The organism is Achromobacter sp. ES-001, from assembly GCF_019448355.1.
Taxonomy (GTDB): Bacteria; Pseudomonadota; Gammaproteobacteria; order Burkholderiales; family Burkholderiaceae_B; genus Achromobacter; species Achromobacter spanius_B.
The window spans coordinates 5,077,955-5,098,155 of the sequence record NZ_CP079940.1 but is presented as its reverse complement, the minus strand read 5'-3'; the positions used below and the strand labels follow the sequence as shown (position 1 = coordinate 5,098,155).

The window sequence follows — 20,201 nt, the reverse complement described above, 5'->3', positions numbered from 1 at the left end:
ACCGCGCGGCGCGCTTCAATACCGTCATTCGGACGAGAGGATTAATCCTTAAGCATGAGGCCCGGGCCGGGGCTCAGACCGAGCGCGTGATGCCGCCGTCGATACGGATGTTCTGGCCGGTGATGTAGGACGACGCGTCAGACGCCAGGAAGGCGATCAGGTCCGCCACTTCCTCGGCGGTGCCGTAGCGGCCCATGGGGATGCGCGCGCGGCGGTCTTCCTTTTCGGGCAGGCTGTCGATAAAGCCGGGCAGCACGTTGTTCATGCGCACATTGTGTTCGGCGTATTCGTCGGAAAACACTTTGGTGAAGGCGGCCAGGCCGGCGCGGAAAACGCCGGAGGTGGGGAACAGCGCTTCAGGTTCAAAGGTGGCGTACGTGGAGATATTGACGATGGCGCCCGACTGTTGCTGCTTCATCACCGGGGCCACCAGGCGCGCGATGCGCACGACGTTCAGCAGGTAGTACTCCATGCCCAGGTGCCAGTCGTCGTCGCTGATGGACAGAAGCGGGCCCTTGGGACCGTGGCCTGCGCTGTTGACCACCGCATCGACTCGGCCCCATTTTTGCAACGTGGTTTCCACCAGCCGTGCCAGGTCTTCGGGCGAGCGGTTCGAACCGGTCACGCCCAGCCCGCCCAATTCACCCGCCAGGGATTCGCCCTTGCCGGACGACGACAAGATCGCGACGCGGTAGCCGTCGGCCGCCAATTTGCGCGCTGCCGCAGCGCCCATGCCACTGCCGCCCGCCGTCACGATCGCTACTTTTTCCGTGCTCATGCCTGCTCCCTGTCGGTGTGTACGAGAAAGCGGCCATTGTAGGGGGAACGCACCCAATGGAAACGGGCTGTCGCCCCGAAAGAATCGGGGGCGACAGCCCGTGTCGGCCGCGGCGTCAGGCGGGTCAGTCGACCAGCTTCAGGCTGCCTTTCATCAGCGCGAAGTGGCCGGGGAACGAGCAGAAGTAGGTGTAGTCGGTGCCGGCGGCCAGCTTGCTGACATCGAAGGTGACGGAGTCGGACTGCCCGCCGCCGATCACCTTGGTGTGCGCGATGACGCGCGCGTCGCCCTTTTTGACGTAGTCATTGTCCAGGCCGGCGGCCATGCCGTCGTTGACGGCGCCCTGCATGTCGGCGGAGGTGGTCAGCACCCAGTTGTGGCCCATGACGTTCTTGGCCAGGTTGCCCGGGTGCTTGAGGTTCACGGTGAACTGCTTGCAGCTTTTGCTGACCGTGATTTCCTTCTTGTCGAACTGCATCTGGTCATTGCCGGCGATATCCACCGAGCATTCGGCAGCCAGGACCGGGGCGGATGCGGCAGCCAGGATCGCGGCCACGCAAAGTTTCTTGAACATCATTTCTTGCCTCCAACGTTTCACTACAAGCGGATTTCCGGCCCGCGCTTGCGCGCCGTGACCGGTTTCACGACATTCTGACTCCGCTACCGGCCAGAATGCCAACACCCGCGCAAGCGGGCTTGATGCAGCGCAAGCCAAGGCGATTGAGTTGCGTGAAAGCGTGGCCGGTCAGGGCTTGGGGCTGACGCGCCAGATCACGTTGCCGACGTCATCGGCCACCAGCAAGTCGCCTTGGCCATCAATGGCGACCCCTACCGGGCGCCCCTGCGCCTGGCCGTCCTTGTTCAGAAACCCGGTCAGCACATCGCGTGCCGGGCCATTAGGCGCGTTATTTTCAAAGGGTACGAAGATGACTTTGTAGCCACTGCGCGGGTCGCGATTCCAGGACCCGTGCTGGCCGACAAACATGCCGCCGGCGTACGGCGCGGGCAGCCGCGCGGCGCCGGACCAGGCCAGCCCCAGCGAGGCGGTGTGCGGACCCAACGCATAGTCGGGCACGATGGCGCGCGCCACCAGGTCCGGGCGCGGCGGCGTGACCCGGGTGTCCACATGCTGCCCGTAATAGCTGTAGGGCCATCCATAGAAGCCGCCGTCTTTTACCGACGTCATGTAATCGGGAACCAGGTCGCTGCCCAGCTCGTCACGCTCGTTCACGGCCGTCCACAGCGTCTTGCCATCGGGCGCCCAAGCCATGCCGACCGGGTTGCGCAGGCCCGTGGCGTAGAGCCGCTTGGTGCCGGTGGCCACATCGATTTCCCAAATGGCGGCGCGCCCCTCTTCGATGTCCATGCCGTTTTCCGCCACATTGCTGTTGGACCCAACCGACACGTACAGCTTGCTGCCGTCCGCGTTGGCGATCAGGTTCTTGGTCCAGTGGTGGTTGATGCCGGCCGGCAGGTCGGTGACGTGCACGCCGGGGGCCTGAATCTGCGTCTGGCCGGGCTGGTACGGAAAGCGCAGCACGGCGTCGGCGTTGGCCACGTAAAGCTGGTTGCCGACCAGCGCCATGCCGAAAGGCGAGTTCAGGTTTTGCAGCAGCACGCTGCGCGTTTCCGCCACGCCGTCGTGGTCGGCATCGCGCAGCAGGGTGATGCGATTGGCGCTGGGCGTCTTGGCGCCGGCGCGCTTCATGACGATGCCCGCCGCCCATTCCTTGATGCCGCCGCCCGCGCCTTCGGGCTTGGGCGGCGCATTGGTTTCCGCGACCAGCACATCGCCGTTGGGCAGTACGTAAAGCCAGCGCGGATGGTCCAGGCCGCTGGCGTACGCGTTAACGGCCAGGCCGGCGGCGGCCACGGGCTGTGCGCCGTCGGACCAGCCGACGGCCTTTGCGGTGTTGACGGTGGGGATCAGCGTGGAGTTGGGCGCAGGCAGCGTCGGGTTCGGACCCATGCCGGATTCCACGGGCAGGGTGGCGATTTCACCGCAGGCGGCAAGCGTGGCCAGGGCGGCCATCGCGCCAATGGTCAGGCCGGCCTTCGCCAGGGGGCGCGCGGTACGCGGGGTGGGCATGATGCGACTCCAGGCTGTGGATTCGCATCATCATACCTAGCTGGGTGCGCCGGGCATCGGTTCGGCCCGGGCGGGGCCTCGGATTGCCCGTGCCACGATGGATCGCGGCCGGGCCCGCGTAGCCATTCACTTCACCAGCGTGACCGGTACCTCGGCAAGTTGCAGCACCTGGTTGGCGACGGACCCCATCAGGATGTTGACCAGCGTACCGTGCCCGCGAGTGCCCATCACGATGCGGGCGCAGTGCTGGTCGCGGGCGTATCCGGCGATCTCGGTGGCGGGGTGGCCAAACAGCACCTGGCTGGTGTGGTCGGTGCCCGTCGCGCCCAGCAGCTGCCGCGCATCTTGCGTGGCCTCCTGGCCCTCGCGGGCGTAGAACTGGTCGATCATGTCTTGCGTGATCAGGCGCGACACGCCGGCGCGGCCATGCGTGGGTGTCTGGACGTTGACAAGGTGGATGCGCGCGGACGCCGCGCCTTCGGCCAATTGACGGGCATAGAGCACTGCGCGGTTGGCATTGTCGGAGCCGTCGACCGGGACAAGGATGTTCAACATGGTTGCTCCTGTGTGCGTTACTTGACCAACGTGACGGGCAGGTCCGTCAGGTGCACAACGCGCGTGGCGATGGACCCCATGAACAGAGACGATACCGAGCCCAGGCCGCGCGAGCCCATGTAGATTTCGTCCGCATCGGATTCCGCCGCCACGCGGATGATGGTGTCGGCGGGTTCGCCGACTTCGATGCGTACGTCGAACGGCACGCCGGCTTTGGTGAGCAGGTCGCTGCTGGCCCGAAGCGCGGCGCGGGCTTCGTCCTGGTGGTACGCATCAATGTCGGCTTGCGCCAGACCGCGTCCGATCTTGCCCGACTTGAGCGGAATCTGCACCGTCAGCAACTCGACGTGCGCGACGGGATCGTAAGCACGTGCCGCCAGCAAGGCTTGGACGGCGTGCAGCGCGGGCGGCGAGCCGTCGACGGGTATCAGGATGCGTTTCATGCGCGTCTCCTTGGGTGCGAGCCTGGGCAGGCGGATTTTTCTACTGTATTCGAATTATTCGCCGGTTTCGGGCCGGGGAAGATGCGCTGGATCAAGCGGGGCGCAGACAGGGAGTTTGCCGCGGTGCGGGATGCTTGGGGTTTTTTCACCCCGATTTTTCGCCTGCAATGTCGACCGAGGGCCGCCGCTACCGCCAGCGCGCGGGAGTTTGAGCGACTGCCACGCCCGGCGCCCAAAGCCGGTCCGCCAGGGCGGCCACGGCCGGCGCATGGCCGGTCGTCTCCAGTTGGCAGATGGCGTGGGGGTGGTGGTCGGTGGCGGGGTCGCCACGGTCCGAGCGGCGTTGGCCCGAGGTGCCTTTGTCCGAGCCGCCTTGGTCCAAGCCGTCTTTGTCCGAGGCGCCTTGGTCCGAGCTGCCTTGGTTCGAGCGGCCTTTGTCCGAGCTGCCTTGGTCCGAGCCGTCTTTGTCCGAGCCGCCTTGGTCCGGGACGGTCTTGCCCGGGTCGGCTGTGCCAGGGGCGCCAGAGCGCAACAGGTGGCGTTGCTGCAACTGGTGCTTGAGCCAGCGGGCGACGGGCGCGCCCGTTTCCAGCAACGGCACGCCAGGGCCGGCCGCCGCCTGGATCGCGTCGCGCAAAAAGGGAAAGTGGGTGCAGCCCAGCACCAGCACGTCGGCCCCGGCCGCGCGCAGTTCCTCGACGGGCGCGCGCACCGCCGCGTCCACCTCGGGGCCGGACAATTTTCCTTGTTCCACCAGCGCCACCCATTCGGGGCAGGGCCGCAATACGATGCGCACCTCGGGCGCCTCGCGCTGGACCAGCGTGGCGAACTTGGGGCTGGCCAACGTGCCGGTCGTGGCGAACACGCCGACCACGCCGCTATGCGTCAGATGCGCGGCCGGCTTGATGGCGGGCTCTACGCCGATGATGATCAGGTCGGGGTATCGCGCGCGCAGCGGCGCGATGGCGGCGGCGGTGGCCGTGTTGCATGCCACGACCATGGCCTTGGCCTGCCGCAAGACAAAATAGTCCGCCATGGCGTAGGCGCGCTGCAACACGAAGTCCTGGGTTTTGTCGCCATACGGCACGTGGGCCGAGTCCGCCACGTACAGCAAGGATTCATCGGGCAGGGCGTCACGAATGGCGCGCAACACGCTCAGGCCGCCAACGCCGGAATCGTATACGCCGATGAGGGAATCACAAGACATGGTGGCAACGCAAAAAGGAAAGACACGTGCCGCGCAGTGTAGCGCTGCGAGCAGGGCGTCCGGGCCGTGGTCCGGCCCCTAGTCCGAGTCCGATCCTGGACCTGTACGTGATCCCAGACCTGAAGCCGAGCCCGAACCCGAACCCGAACCCGAACCCGAACCCGAACCCGAACCCGAACCCGGAGCTGGCGCTGAACCCGAACCCGACTCCGCGCCTTCGAACCCGCCTTCGCCCGCGCCGACGCCGTCCGCGCGATGCCGGCGCACTTCGTCGATCAGCTTGCGGGTCGCGCCCGACAGCGGCGCATCGCGCCAGATCAGCTTCAGCGCGGCGCGCAGCGCCACCGGGCCGGTCACGTTGACGTACACCACGCCTTCGATGTTCACGCGCCGCAATGACGCGGGCACAAGCGACACGCCCAGCCCCGCCGCCACCAGGCTCAAGGTGGACAGCATGCGCGGCGCTTCCTGCACCACGCGCGGGCTGAAGCCCGACGCGCTGCATGCCGTGATGATGGCGTCGTACAGGCCCGGGCCGCTGTGCCGCCGATACAGGATCAGGGATTCCTCGGCCAGCTCGGACAGCGCGATCTGCTGTCGCGCGCGCCCCTTGACGGCGGGATGGTCGGCGGGAAACGCGGCCAGCATGGTTTCTTCCAGCACCGTTTCCTCGGCCACGCCCGGCGTGCTGGCATACGCGCCGCGAATGAAGGCCACGTCGACCCGGCCTTCACTGACCGCGTCGCGCAGTTCGCCCGAGCTGCTTTCTTCCAGCACCAGCCGCACATTGGGCGCGCTTTCCCGAAAACGGCGGATGACCGACGGCACGAAGGGATGGAACGCGGCCGACCCGGTAAACCCCACCGTCAGCCGGCCGGCTTCGCCCTGCGAGACCCGGCGCACGCCGTCCACCGCCTGATCGACCAGCGCAAGAATGCTGCGCGCGTCTTCCTTCAAGGCACGGCCGCTTTCGGTGAGTTCCATGCCGCGCGGCAGGCGGTGAAACAGGGTCACGCCAAGCTCCTGTTCCAACACGCGTATCTGTTGGCTGAGCGGAGGCTGGCGGATGCCCAGCCGTGCCGCGGCCTTGGTCAGGTGAGCTTCCTCGGCGACGGCCAGGAAGTAGCGCAGCAGGCGCAGGTCTACAGATGCCATATGCAGTGAATATGATTGTTTACGTGGTCATATATTAGACATTATCCAAGCCGAAGAGTAGGCTGCGAGCCTTGGTTTTCCGCTGTCGCCGCGCGCGTTTCGCGTGGTGTGAACGACGCGCCAGCCCTTGCCCCGCCGGCCTTGCCCCGGCTTACGACCCTATGAATGCAGCACCCTTGACCCCCGACGCCGCCACGCGGCCGCCGCCCACTTGCGGGCAATTGTTCACCGGTTTCCTGATGCTTGGCCTGACCGCTTTCGGCGGCGCGTTGCCCCTGGCGCGCCGCATGGTCGTTGAAAAGCACGGCTGGTTGAGCGGCCCCGAGTTCACCGACCTGCTGGGGCTGTGCCAGTTTCTGCCCGGCGGCAACATCATCAACCTGTCGGTGGCGCTGGGCATGAAGTTTCGCGGGCCGCGTGGCGCGTTCGCCGCCTTGATGGGGCTGATTCTTGCACCGTCGGCCATCGTCATTTTGTTGGGCATGGTGTACGACCGCTTTCAGAACGATCCGCATATCCAGCACCTGTTCGCCGGCCTGGCTGCGGCGGCGGCGGGGCTGCTGATTTCGATGGCGGTCAAGATCGGCGTGCCGGTCATCAAGCGCCGCGACTGGCTGGCGGGCGTGGTGGCAACGCTGTGCTTCGTGGCCGTGGCGGTGCTACGCATTCCACTGTTGCCCACCATGGCGGTGCTGACGCCGTTGAGCATCCTGCTGGTCTGGAGGCAACGTCGATGATCCACACACTGATTGCCCTGGCCCTGATCTTTTCCCAGCTATCGGTGCTGGCGTTCGGCGGCGGCAACACGATCCTGCCCGAGATGCAGCGCCAGGTCGTGGACGTGCACGGCTGGATGACGGCGGCCGACTTTTCGGCGCTGTTCGCGCTGGGGCAGGCCGCGCCGGGGCCGAACCTGATGGTGGTCACGCTGGTGGGCTGGCATGTGGCCGGTTGGTGGGGCATGTTGGTCACCACCATCGCCAAGTTCGGCCCGTCGTCGCTGATCACCATCGTGGCGCTGGGCTTGTGGGAACGCTTCAAGGACCGCCCATGGCGGGGCGTGATCCAGGCGGGTATTTTTCCGATGACGGTGGGGTTGGTCGCGGCCAGTGCGGCGCTGATCACCGAGGCGTCCGTGCACTCGTGGCTGCTGGCCGCGATCACCACCGTCGTGGCGGTACTGGGCAGCACCACGCGCATTCACCCGCTATGGCTGTTGTTTGGCGGCGCGCTGGTGGGTTTGTTGGCGATCGGTTAGCGTAGGCGCTTGCCTAGCGCAGGAGCCCCCATGACCCAACCGAGTACGACCAAACCTCGGGTTGAAGAACCAAAGGACGGCGAACAAAAGGTTCGGACGGCGCAGCCCGACGAAGCGGATCGGGGCGATACCGATCGGGACAACGGTGAGCCGGACTGCGCAGAGCCGGGAGACGCAGAGCCGGGCGAAGCCAAGCCCGACCACGCCAAGCCCGACCACGCCAAGCCGAACGACGGCCACAGCGCCTCAGTTGACCGCCTGCCCTTTTTTCACGCGCATCGACGCCTGATGTTGTGCGGCATGCTGTTCCTCGCGGTGGGCGGCGGCGCGTACGCGTGGGGGCGTTCAGTCAGCCTGGCGCTGTTGCTGGGCTTCGATGCCGCCGCGCTGGTGTTCCTGGTGCTGACGGCGCGGGTGTTTGGCAAGGCCAGCCCCGCTTCAATGCGCGTGCAGGCCCGGCAGCAGGACGTGGGCCGTTTCGGCGTGCTCTGGAGCAGCGTGGCCTTGTCCTGCATGGTGTTGATGGCGCTGTGGGTCGAACTGCACGGCGAAAGCAGCTCGGGCGGCGCGCTGGATATCCTGGCGGCGGGCGCGACCATCGTGCTGTCGTGGCTCTACATGAACATGATTTTTGCGCTGCACTATGCGCATGGCTACTACGGCCATCGGACCGGCGCGCACAAGGGCCTGGATTTTCCCGGCACGCAGGAACCGGACTACTGGGACTTTGCGTATTTTGCGTTGGTGCTGGGCATGACGTTCCAGGTGTCAGACGTGCAGATCGTCAACCGCCGCGTGCGCCGCATGGCGTTGATGCACAGCGTGATCGCGTTCTTCTTCAACGTGTTCATCATCGCGATCAGCGTGAACGTGGCGGCGGGAAAAGCATAGCGAAAGCGGAGAGGGAATGCCCCCACGCGGCGCACGCTACGCGCGCTTGCTGCCCCCCGAGGGGGCGCCTCCCGCCTTGGGGTGCCCCGCGCCGCAGGCGTCGGGGCCTTCGCGATCAGGCGGCGGCGCCCAATCTCCACAGCGAGGTGACTTCCTTTGAGCGCGCGGCGTATAGCGGGTCGCTGGGGTCTTTGGCGCGGGCGTGCGTGGGGCGGGTGTCCAGGCGTTCGATGACGCGCAGGCCGGCCGTGTCGATCATTTCGAGCAGCTGTTCGCGCGTGCGCAGGCCCAGGTGCTCGGCCAGGTCAGACAGGATCAGCCAGCCTTCGCCGTTGGGCGTCAGGTGCGCCGGCAGCCCGTTCAAAAAGCCGCGCAGCATGCGGCTGTCGGGGTCGTACACGGCCTGCTCCACCGGCGAGCTGGGGCGCGCCGGCAACCACGGCGGGTTGCAGACCACCAGCGACACTCGGCCTTCGGGGAACAGGTCGGCGTCAACCACGTCGACCTGTTTGTCCAGGCCCAGTCGTTCCAGGTTTTCGCGGGCGCACGCCAACGCGCGCGGGTCCTGGTCGGTGGCGATGACGCGCTTGCCGCCTCGGCGGGCAATCACGGCCGCCAGCACGCCGGTGCCCGTGCCGATATCGAACGCCACGCTACCGCGCGGCATCGGCGTATTCGCCACCAGATCCACATACTCGCCACGCAGCGGCGAAAACACGCCGTAGTGCGGATGGATGCGGTTGTTCAAAGCGGGGATCTCAACGCCCTTCTTGCGCCATTCAAACGCGCCGATCAGGCCCAGCAGCTCGCGCAGCGACGCCACATAAGGCTCGTCGGCCGGGCCGTGCGCTTCTTCGCAGGCCTGGCGCGCATCGGGCGCGCGGCGCAGCGAAATGCCGTGGCCGGCGTCAAACGGAATCAGCAGCATGCCCAGGATGCGGGCGCGCTGCGATTGGATCTGGCGATGCTGGTTGAACGCTTCCAGCATGGTCTGGACCGGCTTGCGCGGGCGCTTGTCCACGCGCCGCGTCATGGCCAGCAGCAGCTGGCGGGCGTTCTGGAAATCTCCGCGCCACAGCAGGCCCACGCCTTCGCACGCTTGGCGGTACGCCATGTCGGCGGTCAGTTTGTCGTCTACCACCACCACGCGCTTGGGCGGCGTTGCGCCGGTTTCAGAGCGCCAGCGGGCGGAATGGGGGACATCGTTTTCAACCCAGTGCAATTCGGGGGCGCTCAATGTGTCGCTCCAGCAAGGACGGGGGAAGGGGTAAGGATCATGGGGACCAATAAAAAAAGATAGGGCGCGGGCTGCCAATGTAGCAGCTTCGCGCCCCGGGGCGGGCGCGCGGCACGCCGGCCGCCGCGCGCGACACGCATCAGTGGAAAAGGACCACCGCCTTTTGCAGCGTGATCCAGATGCCCCAGGCCAGCGGGATGCCCACGCAGGCCCAGGCAAACAGCACCAGCACGGCGGGTGTGCGGAACGTGGACGCGCCCACGCCGTGCGTTTCGGCGGCGGCCGCGCGCTCGTGCGCCAGCGCTTTTTCATGCGCCAGCTCGTCATCCGACATGAAGTACTTCGGATTGACCGGGCGTATCGCCAGATTGCACAGGAAGCCCAGCACCAGCATGCCCGCCAGGATGTACATCGTGATGTCGTACACCTGCGCGCGCGGCACGCCGATCGACAGCTGGTATTCGCGGATATAGTTCACCAGCACCGGGCCGAAGATACCGGCCGCCGACCACGCCGTCAGCAGGCGACCGTGAATGGCGCCCACCATCTGCGTGCCGAACAGGTCCGCCAGATACGCGGGTACGGTGGCGAAGCCGCCGCCGTACATGGACAGAATCACGCAGAACGCGGCCACGAACAGCGCCAGCGCGCCGATGTGGGCCGTCCAGGGAATGGCGGCGTACAACACGAAGCCCAGCACGAAGAAGATCAGATACGTCATCTTGCGGCCCAGCTTGTCCGACAGGCTGGCCCAGAAGAAGCGGCCGCCGATGTTGAACAGGCTGAGCAGGCCCGTGAAACCGGCCGCAATGGCGGCGATGGCGGCCAGTTGATCCTTGTCCAGCTGGCCAAACCCCAGTTCCGGTTTGTTGATCAGCCCGCCGCCGAACACCTCTTGCAACAGCGGCGACGCCATGCCCAGAATGCCGATGCCGGCCGTGACGTTCAGGCACAGCACCAGCCACACCAGCCAGAACTGCGGCACGCCCCAGACGCGCTTCACGTGCACGTGGCCCTTGGTGATCATGGCGTTGTTGGCATGCTTGGCCGGGGCGGTCCACCCTTGCGGCTTCCAGCCCGTGGGCGGCACGCGGTAACCCAACGCACCCGACATCATGAACACGAAATACACCACGGCCATGGTCAGAAACGTTTGCCACACGCCCGGCGAGGTCGCCGTGGCGAAGTGGCGCATCAGCAAGTCGGCCAGCGGGGCGCCGATCATCGCGCCGCCGCCAAAGCCCATGATGGCCATGCCGGTGGCCATGCCGCGCCGGTCGGGAAACCATTTGATCAGCGTGCTGACGGGCGAGATATACCCCAGCCCCAGCCCGATGCCGCCGATGACCCCCGAGCCCAACCACAGCATCCACATCTGATGCAGGTACACGCCGATGGCGGAAATGACCAGGCCGCCGCACCAGCACACAGCCGACACCACGCCCGCCTTGCGCGGGCCGGCGCGTTCCAGCCAGCCGCCCCACAGCGCCGCCGAGCACCCCAGCAACACGAAGAACAGGGTGTACATCCACCCCATGGTTGAAATTTTCCAGTCGCAGCTGGTGGTGAACAACTCGGCCACCAGGCTCATGTCGGCCGGGCAGGCCAGCGGCTTGGCGCCGCCCACCACTTTGGACAGCGGCAGCCAGAACACCGAAAAGCCGTAGGCCATGCCGATGCACAGGTGGATGGCCAGGGCGGCCGGCGGCACCAGCCAGCGCGAGAAACCCGGCCCGGCGATGGTGCGTTCTTTATCAAAAAAGCCCGGCTTAGCGCCGGGCAGGTCCAAGGTGGCGGTGCTTTCCATGTAGTCTCCTCGATGGGTGCGGCTTTATCGCCGCTATGTTTTGTTTTGACTGCGGGTAAAGCGGTGGCGCCCGGCTAGTTCACGCGGGGCGCGGGCGTCAGGCGCTGGCGGTTCTGCGTGACCGCGTCCAGCACCAGCGGATGCAATTGTTCGTCGCCGGCATCGCCGTTTGGGGTGGCCGCCAGGAAGCCCAGCAGCTCGTTACGCATGCGCGGTTCCCAGAACTTGTGGATATGGTTGGCCACGCCTTCCAGCGCCTCGTGGCGGTCCGGCATGGCGTCAAAGAACTGGCCGATGCGGTTGGCCATGCGGATCAGGTTGCCGATTTCCATTGCGAGTCAGGGTCCGGTTCAAGTGCGATTCAGGATGCGATTCAAGGTGCGCTTTAACCCGCGCTTCAGGCGATGAATCGTTCGGGGTGCGAATACAGCGTGGCGTCGTCGCCGCGTAAGAAGCCCACCAGGCTGACGTTGGCGTCTTGCGCCAGACGGATGGCCAGCGCCGTGGGGGCGGACACCGCGGCCAGCACGGCCACCCCGGCCGCCGCCGTCTTCTGCACCATTTCAAAACTGGCGCGGCTGGACACCAGCACGATGCCGTTACCGCCGTGCATCGCCTGTCGTGCCAACGCACCGATCAGCTTGTCCAGCGCGTTGTGGCGGCCCACGTCTTCGCGCAGCAGCGCCACGGCGCCGTCGCCGCCCGCCCAGCCGGCCGCGTGCGTGGCGCCCGTGATGTCGTGCAGCGCCTGGCGCGCGCGCATGTCGCGCATGGCGGCCAGCACCGCGCGGATGCGCACGGCCGACCCGTTCGTCACGGGCGCCACCGGCCGCAGCACTTCCGGCAGCGTTTCCACGCCGCACAGGCCGCAGCCGGTGCGTCCGGCCATGGCGCGCCGCCGCGTTTTCAACCGCACTTCGCAAGCGCTGGAAATTTCCACCTGCACCACGATGCCATCGCATTGCGGCAGCACATCAATGCCGCGCACATCGCTGACGCTGTCGATGATGCCTTCCGACAGCGAAAAGCCCACGGCAAAGTCTTCCAGGTCGGCCGGCGTGGCCAGCATGGTGGCGTGGCTGATGCCGTTGAATTCCAGCGCCACCGGCGTTTCCTCGGCAACGAAATCCGATTCGGCGGCGGGGGCGATGGCCCCGCCCCGCACGCGCGTGACCTGGGTCGGCGTGCAGTCGGGGCGGGGCGGCGGGGGCGTTGTCTGGGAAGTCATGGCATCCGGGGCAGTAGCTGGCAGGCGGTCATTTCCCGGTCAGCGCCGCTTCGTTCTCGCGCGATCGCTCGCGCAGCAGCTTTTGCTGGATGTCGGCAAAGCGCGACCATTGGCGTTGCCATTCCGAAGGCTGGGACACGCGCGTCACCTGCACGGCCGTGACCTTGTATTCGGGGCAGTTGGTCGCCCAGTCCGAGCTGTCCGTCGTGACGACGTTGGCGCCTGACTCGGGAAAGTGGAACGTGGTGTATACCACGCCCGGCTGCACCCGGTCGGTCAGCGTGGCGCGCAGCACCGTTTCGCCGGCGCGGCTCTGGATGCCGACCCAATCGCCTTCGGCCACGCCCCGATCCTCGGCGTCTTGCGGATGCAATTCCAGCACGTCCTCGCCATGCCACATCACGTTGGGCGTACGCCGTGTCTGCGCGCCCACGTTGTATTGCGACAGGATGCGGCCCGTGGTCAAGAGCAGCGGGAAACGGCGCGTGCTGCGTTCGTCGGTGGGCACGTACTTGGTGATCATGAACTTGCCCTTGCCGCGCACGAACGTGTCGATGTGCATGATGGGCGTGCCGTCCGGCGCATCGTCATTGCACGGCCATTGCAGGCTGCCCAGCTTGTCCAGCTTGTCGTAGCTGACGCCCGCGAACGTGGGCGTCAACCGCGCGATTTCCTCCATGATTTCGCGCGGGTGCGTGTAGTTCATGGGGTAGCCCAACGCGTTGGACAAGGCCACCGTCACTTCCCAATCCGACTTGCCGTTCTTGGGTTCCATCACCTTGCGCACGCGCGAGATGCGGCGTTCGGCGTTGGTGAAGGTGCCGTCTTTTTCCAGGAACGACGAGCCCGGCAGGAACACGTGCGCGTACTTGGCGGTCTCGTTCAGGAACAGGTCCTGCACCACGATGCACTCCATGGCCGCCAGTGAGGCCGCCACGTGCTGCGTGTTGGGGTCGGACTGCACGATGTCTTCGCCCTGGCAGTACAGGCCCTTGAACGAGCCGCCCAATGCCGCGTCGAACATGTTGGGAATGCGCAGGCCGGGTTCCGGTTGCAGCGTCACGCCCCAGTCGCGTTCGAATTGCGCGCGCACGGTGTTGTCGGAAATGTGGCGATAGCCGGGCAACTCGTGCGGGAACGAGCCCATGTCGCACGAGCCTTGCACGTTGTTCTGGCCGCGCAAGGGGTTCACGCCCACGCCCTCGCGGCCGATGTTGCCGGTGGCCATGGCCAGGTTGGCAATGGCCATCACGGTGGTGGACCCTTGGCTGTGTTCGGTCACGCCCAGGCCGTAGTAGATGGACCCGTTGCCGCCGGTGGCGAACAGCCGCGCCGCGCCGCGCACGGCTTGCGCCGGCACGCCGGTGATTTCGGCCATGGCCTCGGGCGAGTTCTCGGGCAACGATACAAAGTCGCGCCATTCGTTAAAGGCCTTGGCTTCGCAGCGTTCGGCCACGAAGGCCTCGTCGATCAGCCCTTCGGTGGCGATCACGTGGGCCAGCGACGACAGCAGCGCCGTGTTGGTGCCCGGCCGTACCTGCAAGTGATAGTCGGCCTTGATGTGCGGCGAGCTGACCAGTTCGATGCGGCGCGGATCAATCACGATCAGGCGCGCGCCCTGGCGCAGGCGGCGCTTCAAGCGCGAGGCAAACACCGGGTGCCCGCTGCTGGGGTTGGCGCCCATCACGATGACCACGTCGGTGTGCATGACCGAATCAAAGGTCTGTGTGCCGGCCGATTCACCCAGGGTCTGCTTCAGGCCGTAGCCGGTGGGCGAATGGCAGACGCGCGCGCAGGTGTCCACGTTGTTGGTGCCGAAGGCCGCGCGCACCAGCTTTTGCACCAGCCAGGTTTCTTCGTTGGTGCAGCGCGACGACGTGATGCCGCCGACCGCGTCGCGGCCGTACTGGCTTTGGATGCGGCGAAATTCCGACGCCGCGTAGTTGATGGCCTCGTCCCAGGACACTTCCTTCCAGGAATCGGTGATGTGCTTGCGGATCATGGGCTTGAGCACGCGTTCCTTGTGCGTGGCGTAGCCCCATGCAAAGCGGCCCTTCACGCACGAGTGGCCGCGGTTGGCCTGCCCGTCTTTCCAGGGCACCATGCGCACCACTTCCTGCCCCTTCATCTCGGCCTTGAAACCGCAGCCCACGCCGCAGTACGCGCAGGTGGTGATGACCGAGTGTTCGGCCTGACCCATCATGATGACGGTCTTTTCCTGCAACGTAGAGGTCGGACAGGCCTGCACGCAGGCGCCGCAGGACACGCATTCGCTATCCAGGAACGGCTGGTCCTGTCCGGGCGACACGCGCGATTCAAACCCCTTGCCCGAGATCGTCAACGCAAACGTGCCTTGCGTTTCTTCGCAGGCGCGCACGCAGCGGTTGCAGACGATGCACTTGGACGCGTCGTAGCTGAAGTAGGGATTCGAATCGTCGACCTTCGCGTCCAGGTGGTTGGCGCCGTCATAGCCGTAGCGCACGTTGCGCAGGCCCACCACGCCGGCCATGTCCTGCAATTCGCAGTCGCCGTTGGCGGGGCAGGTCAGGCAGTCCAGCGGGTGGTCCGAGATGTACAGCTCCATCACGCCGCGCCGCAGTTCGCGCAGCTTGGGGGTTTCGGTGACCACCACCATGCCGTTTTCCGCCGGCGTGGTGCAAGACGCGGGATAGCCGCGCCGGCCCTCGATCTGCACCAGGCAAAGGCGGCACGACCCAAAGGGTTCAAGGCTGTCGGTCGCGCACAGCTTGGGGATGTTGATGCCGGCCTCGGCGGCCGCGCGCATCACCGACGTACCCTCGGGCACGCAGATTTCCTGGCCGTCGATGGTCAGGGTTATGGTGTTGGCGGACTCGCGCGCCGGGGTGCCCAGGTCGCGGTCGCGCTTGATGACGGTTTCTAGCATGATCGTCTCTCGGGTTCAGGCCGCGTGCGCGGCAGACTGCGAGGACTCGATGCCGAAGTCCTGCGGAAAATGGTTCAGCGCGGACAGCACGGGGTAGGGCGCCATGCCCCCCAGCGCGCACAGCGAACCGCCCATCATCGTGTCGCACAAGTCACGCAGCAGGTGCACCTGTTGTTCGCGCTGCGCGGGGCTGACGCCGCCGGCCGCGATCTTGTCGATGGTTTCAACGCCGCGTGTGGAACCGATGCGGCACGGCGTGCACTTGCCGCAGGATTCAATCGCGCAGAACTCCATGGCGTAGCGCGCCATGCGCGCCATGTCCACGGTGTCGTCAAACGCGACGAGTCCGCCGTGGCCGATCATGGCCGAGATCTGTATGTAGGCTTCGTAATCCAGCGGCACGTCCCATTGCGATTCGGGCAGATAGGCGCCTAGCGGGCCGCCCACTTGCACGGCGCGCAACGGTCGGCCGCTGGCGCTGCCGCCGCCGAAGGTGTAGAGCAGGTCACGCAGGCTCAGGCCGAACGCCTTTTCCACCAGGCCGCCTTGCTTGACGTTGCCGGCCAGTTGGAACGGCAAGGTGCCATGCGAGCGGCCCACGCCGTAATCGCGGTAGTAGGCGGCGCCCTTGGCCAGGATGATGGGCACGGTGGCCAGCGATATCACGTTGTTGATGACGGTGGGCTTGCCGAACAGGCCCGAGATCGCGGGCAGCGGCGGCTTGGCGCGCACCACGCCGCGCTTGCCTTCCAGGCTTTCCAGCAGCGAGGTTTCTTCGCCGCAGATGTAGGCGCCCGCGCCCTTGCGCACTTCCAGGTCGAAGCGGCGTCCGCTGCCGTGCACGTCGGCGCCCAGCCAGCCGACGCTGCGCGCGCGGGCGATAGCGGCTTGCAGGGTCTCGATGGCGTGCGGGTATTCCGAGCGCACGTAGATGTAGCCGTAGGTGGCGCCCACGGCCAGCCCGGCAATCGTCATGCCTTCGATCAGCACATAGGGGTCGCCCTCCATCAGCAGGCGGTCGGCGAAGGTGCCCGAGTCGCCTTCGTCGGCGTTGCACACGATGTACTTCTGGTCGCCGGGCGTGCCCGCCACCGTTTTCCATTTGATGCCGGTGGGAAACGCCGCGCCGCCGCGTCCGCGCAGGCCGGAGGTGACCATCTCGTCGATGATGGCGGCCGGGTCCATTGCCAGCGCCCGCTTCAGGCCCGCCAGGCCGCCGTGCGCGGCGTAGTCCTGCAAGGACAGGGGGTCAATCACCCCGACGCGGGCGAAGGTCAGGCGTTCTTGCTGTTTCAGGTAGGGGATGTCTTCGGTCAGGCCCAGGCACAGCGGGTGTTCCGGCGCGGCGCCCGCGGCGTTGTCGTGGTGCGTCAGCCAGCCGGCATCGAACAAGCCGGCCACGTCCTCGACCGCCACGGGGCCGTAGGCGACGCGGCCGTTGGGCGTGGCCACTTCCACCAGCGGTTCCAGCCACAACAAGCCACGCGACCCATTGCGCACGACCTGCACGGCCAGGCCGCGCGCATCGGCGATGCGTTCGACCTCGCGCGCCACGGCGTCCGCGTCCATGGCCAGCGCGGCCGCGTCGCGCGGCACGTAGATGACGACGGGGGCGCTCATGGGGTGGTCTCCTGCGGTTGGGCCAACGTGCGCGCCAACAAGCGGTCCAGCTTCTCGGGCGTGACGCGGGCATGCGGCCGGCCATCGATCATGATGGCGGGCGACTGCGCGCATAGCCCAAGGCAGTAAACGGGTTCCAGCGTGAAATTGCCGTCGGCGGTGTGGGCATGAAAATCGCAGCCCAGATGCGCGCGGGCATGGGCGGCCAGCTGTTCGCCGCCCATCGCCTGACAGGACTCGGCGCGGCACACTTCCAGCGTGTGGCGCGCGGCCGGCTGGCTGCGAAAGTGCGGGTAGAACGTGATGACGCCGTGGACTTCGGCGCGGGACAGGTTCAGGGCCTCGGCGATGGTTTGCACCGCTTCGGCCGGGATACAGCCCAGTTCATGCTGCACCTGATGCAGCACCGGCATCAAGGGGCCGGGCAGGTCTTTCAGCCGCGCAACGATGCGGGCGGTGGTGGCAATGGCGGGGGTGGTGGACGCCTGGGCGGCGTCCAGAGCCAATTGGCCGCCCCGGGCGCCGCCGCTGGACGCCAAGTCGGATGTTGCCTCGCGCTGATGCACGGTGGTCTCCTCCAGTGTTGCTGGGCCCCTTGACGGGGTCTGTTGTGGCGGTCGAATGTTCGGGTATTCCCAGGCAATTAATAGGCTTTTAAAAACATAATAAAAACCAGTCCGCCGCGTTATTTGTGTACTCTAACCACGTACTTGAACGCCTTCAATAAGAAATAAATGACATATAAAAATGACATATAAGTTCCGAATCGGGCTGCGGCCGCAATGGACCTTGGGCGGGGGCGAGGACACGGCTCCTTTGCCCTTGCAGGACATGCTGGCGCTGTTGGCCGCCATCGACGCCACGGGCAACATCACCGGCGCGTGCCGCGCATGCGGGCTGTCTTACCGCCATGCCTGGGGCGTGCTGCGGCGCTTTGAAACGCTATTTGGCACGCAGCTGCTGGTGACGAACCGGCGCCAGGGCACGCAGTTGGCGCCGTTCGCGCAGCGCCTGCTGTGGGCCAACCGGCGCATCGAAGCGCGGCTGATGCCCACGCTGGACAGCATGGCGTCGGAATTGCAGGAAGAACTGGAAAAGCTGCTGCCCGAAAGCGGCCCGCATCTGCGGCTGCACGCCAGCCACGGCTTCGCGGTGGAATCGCTGATGCAGCACATGGGCGGCAGAAAGCCCGGGCTGGAACTGCGCTATCGCACCGCCATCGAGGCGCTGGCTTCGCTAGAGCGCCACGAATGCGATCTGGCCGGTTTCCAGGTGCCGCTGGGCGACTTTGAAGCGCCCATCATGGAACGCTACGCGCAGTGGCTGCACGCCGATGAATACCTGCTGATCCATCTGGCCGTGCGCAACACCGGCTTGTTCGTCACGGCGGGCAACCCCAAGCAGATACGCGGCATGGCCGACCTGGCGCGCCCGGATGTGCGCTTCGTCAACCGCCAGATCGGGTCCAGCACGCGTTACCTGGTCAGCTTGATGCTTCAGCGCGCAGGCGTGTCGATTGGCGAAGTCCAAGGCTACGAGACCAACGAATTCACCCATATGGCCATTGCCGCGCATATCGCCAGCGGCATGGCGGACACCGGCGTGGGCGTGGAAACCGCCGCCTGCCGTTTCGGGCTGGATTTCATCCCGCTGGTGCGCGAACGCTACTTCTTTGCCATCCGCAAGTCGGCACTGGAAACGCCCGCCATGCAAGACCTGCTGTCCATCATGCGCAGCGCCGACTATGTCGGCTACGTGGGGCAGCTGGTGGGTTACGACGCCAAGGACACCGGCCGCCTGCAAACCCTGGAAGATGCCTTCGCCTAGGGCCGCCGCCCGGGACGCCGCTTGCCGATATATGATCGCCCCATGAGCAAAGTGATTTTCCTTGCCGACCGCCGGTCCGACCGTTCGGCCTGGCCCGCGCCCGGCGAACTTCCGGCCGACGGCCAGCCCGCGCTGGACCGGCGCGCGCGTCCGCTGCGCGACCTGCGCATTTCCGTGACGGACCGCTGCAACTTCCGCTGCACCTACTGCATGCCGCGCGAAGTGTTCGACGCCAGCTATACCTTCATGCCGCATTCGGCGCTGTTGTCGTTTGAAGAAATCAGCCGCCTGGCCGGCATCTTCACGCAACTGGGCGTGGAAAAGATCCGCCTGACCGGCGGCGAACCGCTGCTGCGCAAACATATCGAAAACCTGGTCGGCCAATTGGCGGCGCTGCGCACGCCGGCGGGCCAGCCGCTGGACCTGACGCTGACCACCAACGGCAGCGTGCTGGCGCGCAAGGCGGCCGCGCTGAAAGCCGCCGGGCTGACCCGCGTCACCGTCAGCCTGGACGCGCTGGACGCGTCGATGTTCCAGGATATGAGCGACAGCGGCTTCACGCCCGACGACGTGCTGCGCGGCATTGACGCCGCCGCGGACGCGGGCTTGGCGCCGGTCAAGGTCAACATGGTGGTGCGGCGCGGCCTGAACGACGGCCAGATCCTGCCCATGGCCGAACGCTTCCGGCACAGCGGGCACATCCTGCGCTTTATCGAGTACATGGACGTGGGCAACACCAACGGCTGGAACCTGTCTGAAGTGGTGCCCAGCCAGGAAGTGCTGGACCGCATCGGCGCGGCCTACCCGCTGGAACCGGTGCAGTCCGCCGACATGGGGCGCGTGGCCGAGCGCTGGCGCTATCTGGACGGCGGTGGCGAAATCGGCGTCATTTCCAGCGTCACCCACGCATTCTGCGGCGGCTGTACGCGCGCGCGCCTGTCGCCGGAAGGCAAGCTGTTTCTGTGCCTGTTCGCACACGAAGGCTTTGACCTGCGCGCGCCGCTGCGCGATGGCGCCACCGACGCCGAACTGGCCGCGATGCTGGCCGGCATCTGGGGCGGGCGCGCCGACAATTATTCCGAACTGCGCGGCCGCAACATGGCGGACCCCACGCCGGACCCGGGCCGCAAAGTCGAAATGAGCTACATCGGTGGGTGACGCGTCGTTGCTGGCCCCTCGCATCGCCGGCTTGATCCTGGCG

Annotated in this window: 19 protein-coding genes; 5 read left to right on the top strand and 14 right to left on the bottom strand. The window is 66.4% G+C overall.

From position 1 onward, the window contains the following. Positions 1 to 73: 73 nt before the first annotated feature. The 7 genes from KYT87_RS23220 to KYT87_RS23190 all read right to left on the bottom strand — a co-directional run bounded on the left by KYT87_RS23220 (position 74) and on the right by KYT87_RS23190 (position 6,227). Positions 74 to 778 carry an SDR family oxidoreductase gene (locus KYT87_RS23220; protein WP_219990937.1) on the bottom strand — a complete coding sequence of 235 codons (705 nt, stop codon included), beginning with the start codon at positions 776 to 778 and terminating at the stop codon, positions 74 to 76. Between the two features lie 124 nt (positions 779 to 902). Next, positions 903 to 1,352: an azurin gene (gene azu / locus KYT87_RS23215; protein ID WP_046805249.1), complete on the bottom strand. Its 450-nt coding sequence runs from the start codon at positions 1,350 to 1,352 to the stop codon at positions 903 to 905. A gap of 171 nt (positions 1,353 to 1,523) precedes the next feature. Further along, on the bottom strand, positions 1,524 to 2,867 hold the full coding sequence (locus KYT87_RS23210; protein WP_219990936.1) for a sorbosone dehydrogenase family protein: 1,344 nt from the start codon (positions 2,865 to 2,867) through the stop codon (positions 1,524 to 1,526). Between the two features lie 126 nt (positions 2,868 to 2,993). After that, the gene (locus KYT87_RS23205) at positions 2,994 to 3,422 is read right to left on the bottom strand and encodes a universal stress protein (protein WP_219990935.1); all 429 of its coding nucleotides are present in this window, start codon (positions 3,420 to 3,422) and stop codon (positions 2,994 to 2,996) included. A 17-nt stretch (positions 3,423 to 3,439) separates the two neighbouring features. Then, positions 3,440 to 3,865, bottom strand: coding sequence for a universal stress protein (locus tag KYT87_RS23200; RefSeq protein WP_046805212.1), 426 nt, complete (start codon positions 3,863 to 3,865; stop codon positions 3,440 to 3,442). 187 nt (positions 3,866 to 4,052) lie between these two features. After that, positions 4,053 to 5,072, bottom strand: a complete 1,020-nt coding sequence (gene murI, locus KYT87_RS23195) for a glutamate racemase (protein WP_255593452.1) — start codon at positions 5,070 to 5,072, stop codon at positions 4,053 to 4,055. A 78-nt stretch (positions 5,073 to 5,150) separates the two neighbouring features. Beyond that, entirely contained in the window at positions 5,151 to 6,227 is a 1,077-nt protein-coding gene (locus KYT87_RS23190; protein WP_370638727.1) for a LysR family transcriptional regulator, read from the bottom strand. Between the two features lie 161 nt (positions 6,228 to 6,388). Between KYT87_RS23190 and KYT87_RS23185 the strand changes: the two genes are divergently transcribed. Genes KYT87_RS23185 through KYT87_RS23175 form a run of 3 tightly spaced genes read left to right on the top strand, consistent with a single transcriptional unit; the run spans position 6,389 to position 8,376 of the window. Continuing rightward, the gene (locus KYT87_RS23185) at positions 6,389 to 6,964 is read left to right on the top strand and encodes a chromate transporter (protein WP_219990934.1); all 576 of its coding nucleotides are present in this window, start codon (positions 6,389 to 6,391) and stop codon (positions 6,962 to 6,964) included. Then, positions 6,961 to 7,485 (top strand): chromate transporter, encoded by a 525-nt coding sequence (locus KYT87_RS23180; protein WP_046805214.1) that lies wholly within the window; start codon positions 6,961 to 6,963, stop codon positions 7,483 to 7,485. Before KYT87_RS23185 ends, KYT87_RS23180 begins: the two co-directional genes overlap by 4 nt. Positions 7,486 to 7,515: 30 nt before the next feature. Continuing rightward, on the top strand, positions 7,516 to 8,376 hold the full coding sequence (locus tag KYT87_RS23175; protein WP_255593451.1) for a DUF1345 domain-containing protein: 861 nt from the start codon (positions 7,516 to 7,518) through the stop codon (positions 8,374 to 8,376). A gap of 115 nt (positions 8,377 to 8,491) precedes the next feature. Here the strand turns inward: KYT87_RS23175 and KYT87_RS23170 are convergent, their stop codons facing one another. The 7 genes from KYT87_RS23170 to KYT87_RS23140 all read right to left on the bottom strand — a co-directional run bounded on the left by KYT87_RS23170 (position 8,492) and on the right by KYT87_RS23140 (position 17,739). Beyond that, positions 8,492 to 9,613, bottom strand: a complete 1,122-nt coding sequence (locus tag KYT87_RS23170) for a class I SAM-dependent methyltransferase (RefSeq protein WP_219990933.1) — start codon at positions 9,611 to 9,613, stop codon at positions 8,492 to 8,494. Between the two features lie 139 nt (positions 9,614 to 9,752). Next, on the bottom strand, positions 9,753 to 11,420 hold the full coding sequence (locus KYT87_RS23165; RefSeq protein ID WP_219990932.1) for an OFA family MFS transporter: 1,668 nt from the start codon (positions 11,418 to 11,420) through the stop codon (positions 9,753 to 9,755). 74 nt (positions 11,421 to 11,494) lie between these two features. Then, on the bottom strand, positions 11,495 to 11,752 hold the full coding sequence (locus tag KYT87_RS23160) for a formate dehydrogenase subunit delta (RefSeq protein ID WP_120156762.1): 258 nt from the start codon (positions 11,750 to 11,752) through the stop codon (positions 11,495 to 11,497). A 65-nt stretch (positions 11,753 to 11,817) separates the two neighbouring features. After that, entirely contained in the window at positions 11,818 to 12,648 is an 831-nt protein-coding gene (fdhD, locus tag KYT87_RS23155) for a formate dehydrogenase accessory sulfurtransferase FdhD (RefSeq protein ID WP_104145572.1), read from the bottom strand. 28 nt (positions 12,649 to 12,676) lie between these two features. Next, entirely contained in the window at positions 12,677 to 15,553 is a 2,877-nt protein-coding gene (gene fdhF / locus KYT87_RS23150) for a formate dehydrogenase subunit alpha (RefSeq protein ID WP_219990931.1), read from the bottom strand. Between the two features lie 15 nt (positions 15,554 to 15,568). Next, complete coding sequence (locus KYT87_RS23145; protein ID WP_219990930.1) at positions 15,569 to 17,173, bottom strand: NADH-quinone oxidoreductase subunit NuoF; 1,605 nt, start codon at positions 17,171 to 17,173, stop codon at positions 15,569 to 15,571. Continuing rightward, positions 17,170 to 17,739 (bottom strand): formate dehydrogenase subunit gamma, encoded by a 570-nt coding sequence (locus KYT87_RS23140; protein WP_219990929.1) that lies wholly within the window; start codon positions 17,737 to 17,739, stop codon positions 17,170 to 17,172. The genes KYT87_RS23145 and KYT87_RS23140 overlap by 4 nt, the downstream gene beginning before the upstream one ends. Before the next feature lie 181 nt (positions 17,740 to 17,920). Here KYT87_RS23140 and KYT87_RS23135 point away from each other — a divergent pair, with 181 nt between their 5' ends. Together KYT87_RS23135 and moaA are read left to right on the top strand one after the other, a co-directional pair. Further along, the gene (locus KYT87_RS23135; RefSeq protein ID WP_219990928.1) at positions 17,921 to 19,000 is read left to right on the top strand and encodes a substrate-binding domain-containing protein; all 1,080 of its coding nucleotides are present in this window, start codon (positions 17,921 to 17,923) and stop codon (positions 18,998 to 19,000) included. A 42-nt stretch (positions 19,001 to 19,042) separates the two neighbouring features. Further along, positions 19,043 to 20,158, top strand: a complete 1,116-nt coding sequence (gene moaA / locus KYT87_RS23130) for a GTP 3',8-cyclase MoaA (protein WP_046805222.1) — start codon at positions 19,043 to 19,045, stop codon at positions 20,156 to 20,158. Positions 20,159 to 20,201: the final 43 nt, after the last annotated feature.

What these genes read in the sequence shown, in the direction of transcription:
- KYT87_RS23200 (WP_046805212.1), bottom strand. Translation starts at nt 3,865, where the DNA reads ATGAAACGCATCCTGATACCCGTCGACGGCTCGCCGCCCGCGCTGCAC.
- KYT87_RS23185 (WP_219990934.1), top strand. Translation starts at nt 6,389, where the DNA reads ATGAATGCAGCACCCTTGACCCCCGACGCCGCCACGCGGCCGCCGCCC.
- KYT87_RS23160 (WP_120156762.1), bottom strand. Translation starts at nt 11,752, where the DNA reads ATGGAAATCGGCAACCTGATCCGCATGGCCAACCGCATCGGCCAGTTC.
- KYT87_RS23190 (WP_370638727.1), bottom strand. Translation starts at nt 6,227, where the DNA reads ATGGCATCTGTAGACCTGCGCCTGCTGCGCTACTTCCTGGCCGTCGCC.
- KYT87_RS23165 (WP_219990932.1), bottom strand. Translation starts at nt 11,420, where the DNA reads ATGGAAAGCACCGCCACCTTGGACCTGCCCGGCGCTAAGCCGGGCTTT.
- KYT87_RS23210 (WP_219990936.1), bottom strand. Translation starts at nt 2,867, where the DNA reads ATGCCCACCCCGCGTACCGCGCGCCCCCTGGCGAAGGCCGGCCTGACC.
- azu (WP_046805249.1), bottom strand. Translation starts at nt 1,352, where the DNA reads ATGTTCAAGAAACTTTGCGTGGCCGCGATCCTGGCTGCCGCATCCGCC.
- fdhD (WP_104145572.1), bottom strand. Translation starts at nt 12,648, where the DNA reads ATGACTTCCCAGACAACGCCCCCGCCGCCCCGCCCCGACTGCACGCCG.
- KYT87_RS23175 (WP_255593451.1), top strand. Translation starts at nt 7,516, where the DNA reads ATGACCCAACCGAGTACGACCAAACCTCGGGTTGAAGAACCAAAGGAC.
- murI (WP_255593452.1), bottom strand. Translation starts at nt 5,072, where the DNA reads ATGTCTTGTGATTCCCTCATCGGCGTATACGATTCCGGCGTTGGCGGC.
- fdhF (WP_219990931.1), bottom strand. Translation starts at nt 15,553, where the DNA reads ATGCTAGAAACCGTCATCAAGCGCGACCGCGACCTGGGCACCCCGGCG.
- KYT87_RS23180 (WP_046805214.1), top strand. Translation starts at nt 6,961, where the DNA reads ATGATCCACACACTGATTGCCCTGGCCCTGATCTTTTCCCAGCTATCG.
- KYT87_RS23145 (WP_219990930.1), bottom strand. Translation starts at nt 17,173, where the DNA reads ATGAGCGCCCCCGTCGTCATCTACGTGCCGCGCGACGCGGCCGCGCTG.
- KYT87_RS23220 (WP_219990937.1), bottom strand. Translation starts at nt 778, where the DNA reads ATGAGCACGGAAAAAGTAGCGATCGTGACGGCGGGCGGCAGTGGCATG.
- moaA (WP_046805222.1), top strand. Translation starts at nt 19,043, where the DNA reads ATGAGCAAAGTGATTTTCCTTGCCGACCGCCGGTCCGACCGTTCGGCC.
- KYT87_RS23205 (WP_219990935.1), bottom strand. Translation starts at nt 3,422, where the DNA reads ATGTTGAACATCCTTGTCCCGGTCGACGGCTCCGACAATGCCAACCGC.
- KYT87_RS23135 (WP_219990928.1), top strand. Translation starts at nt 17,921, where the DNA reads ATGACATATAAGTTCCGAATCGGGCTGCGGCCGCAATGGACCTTGGGC.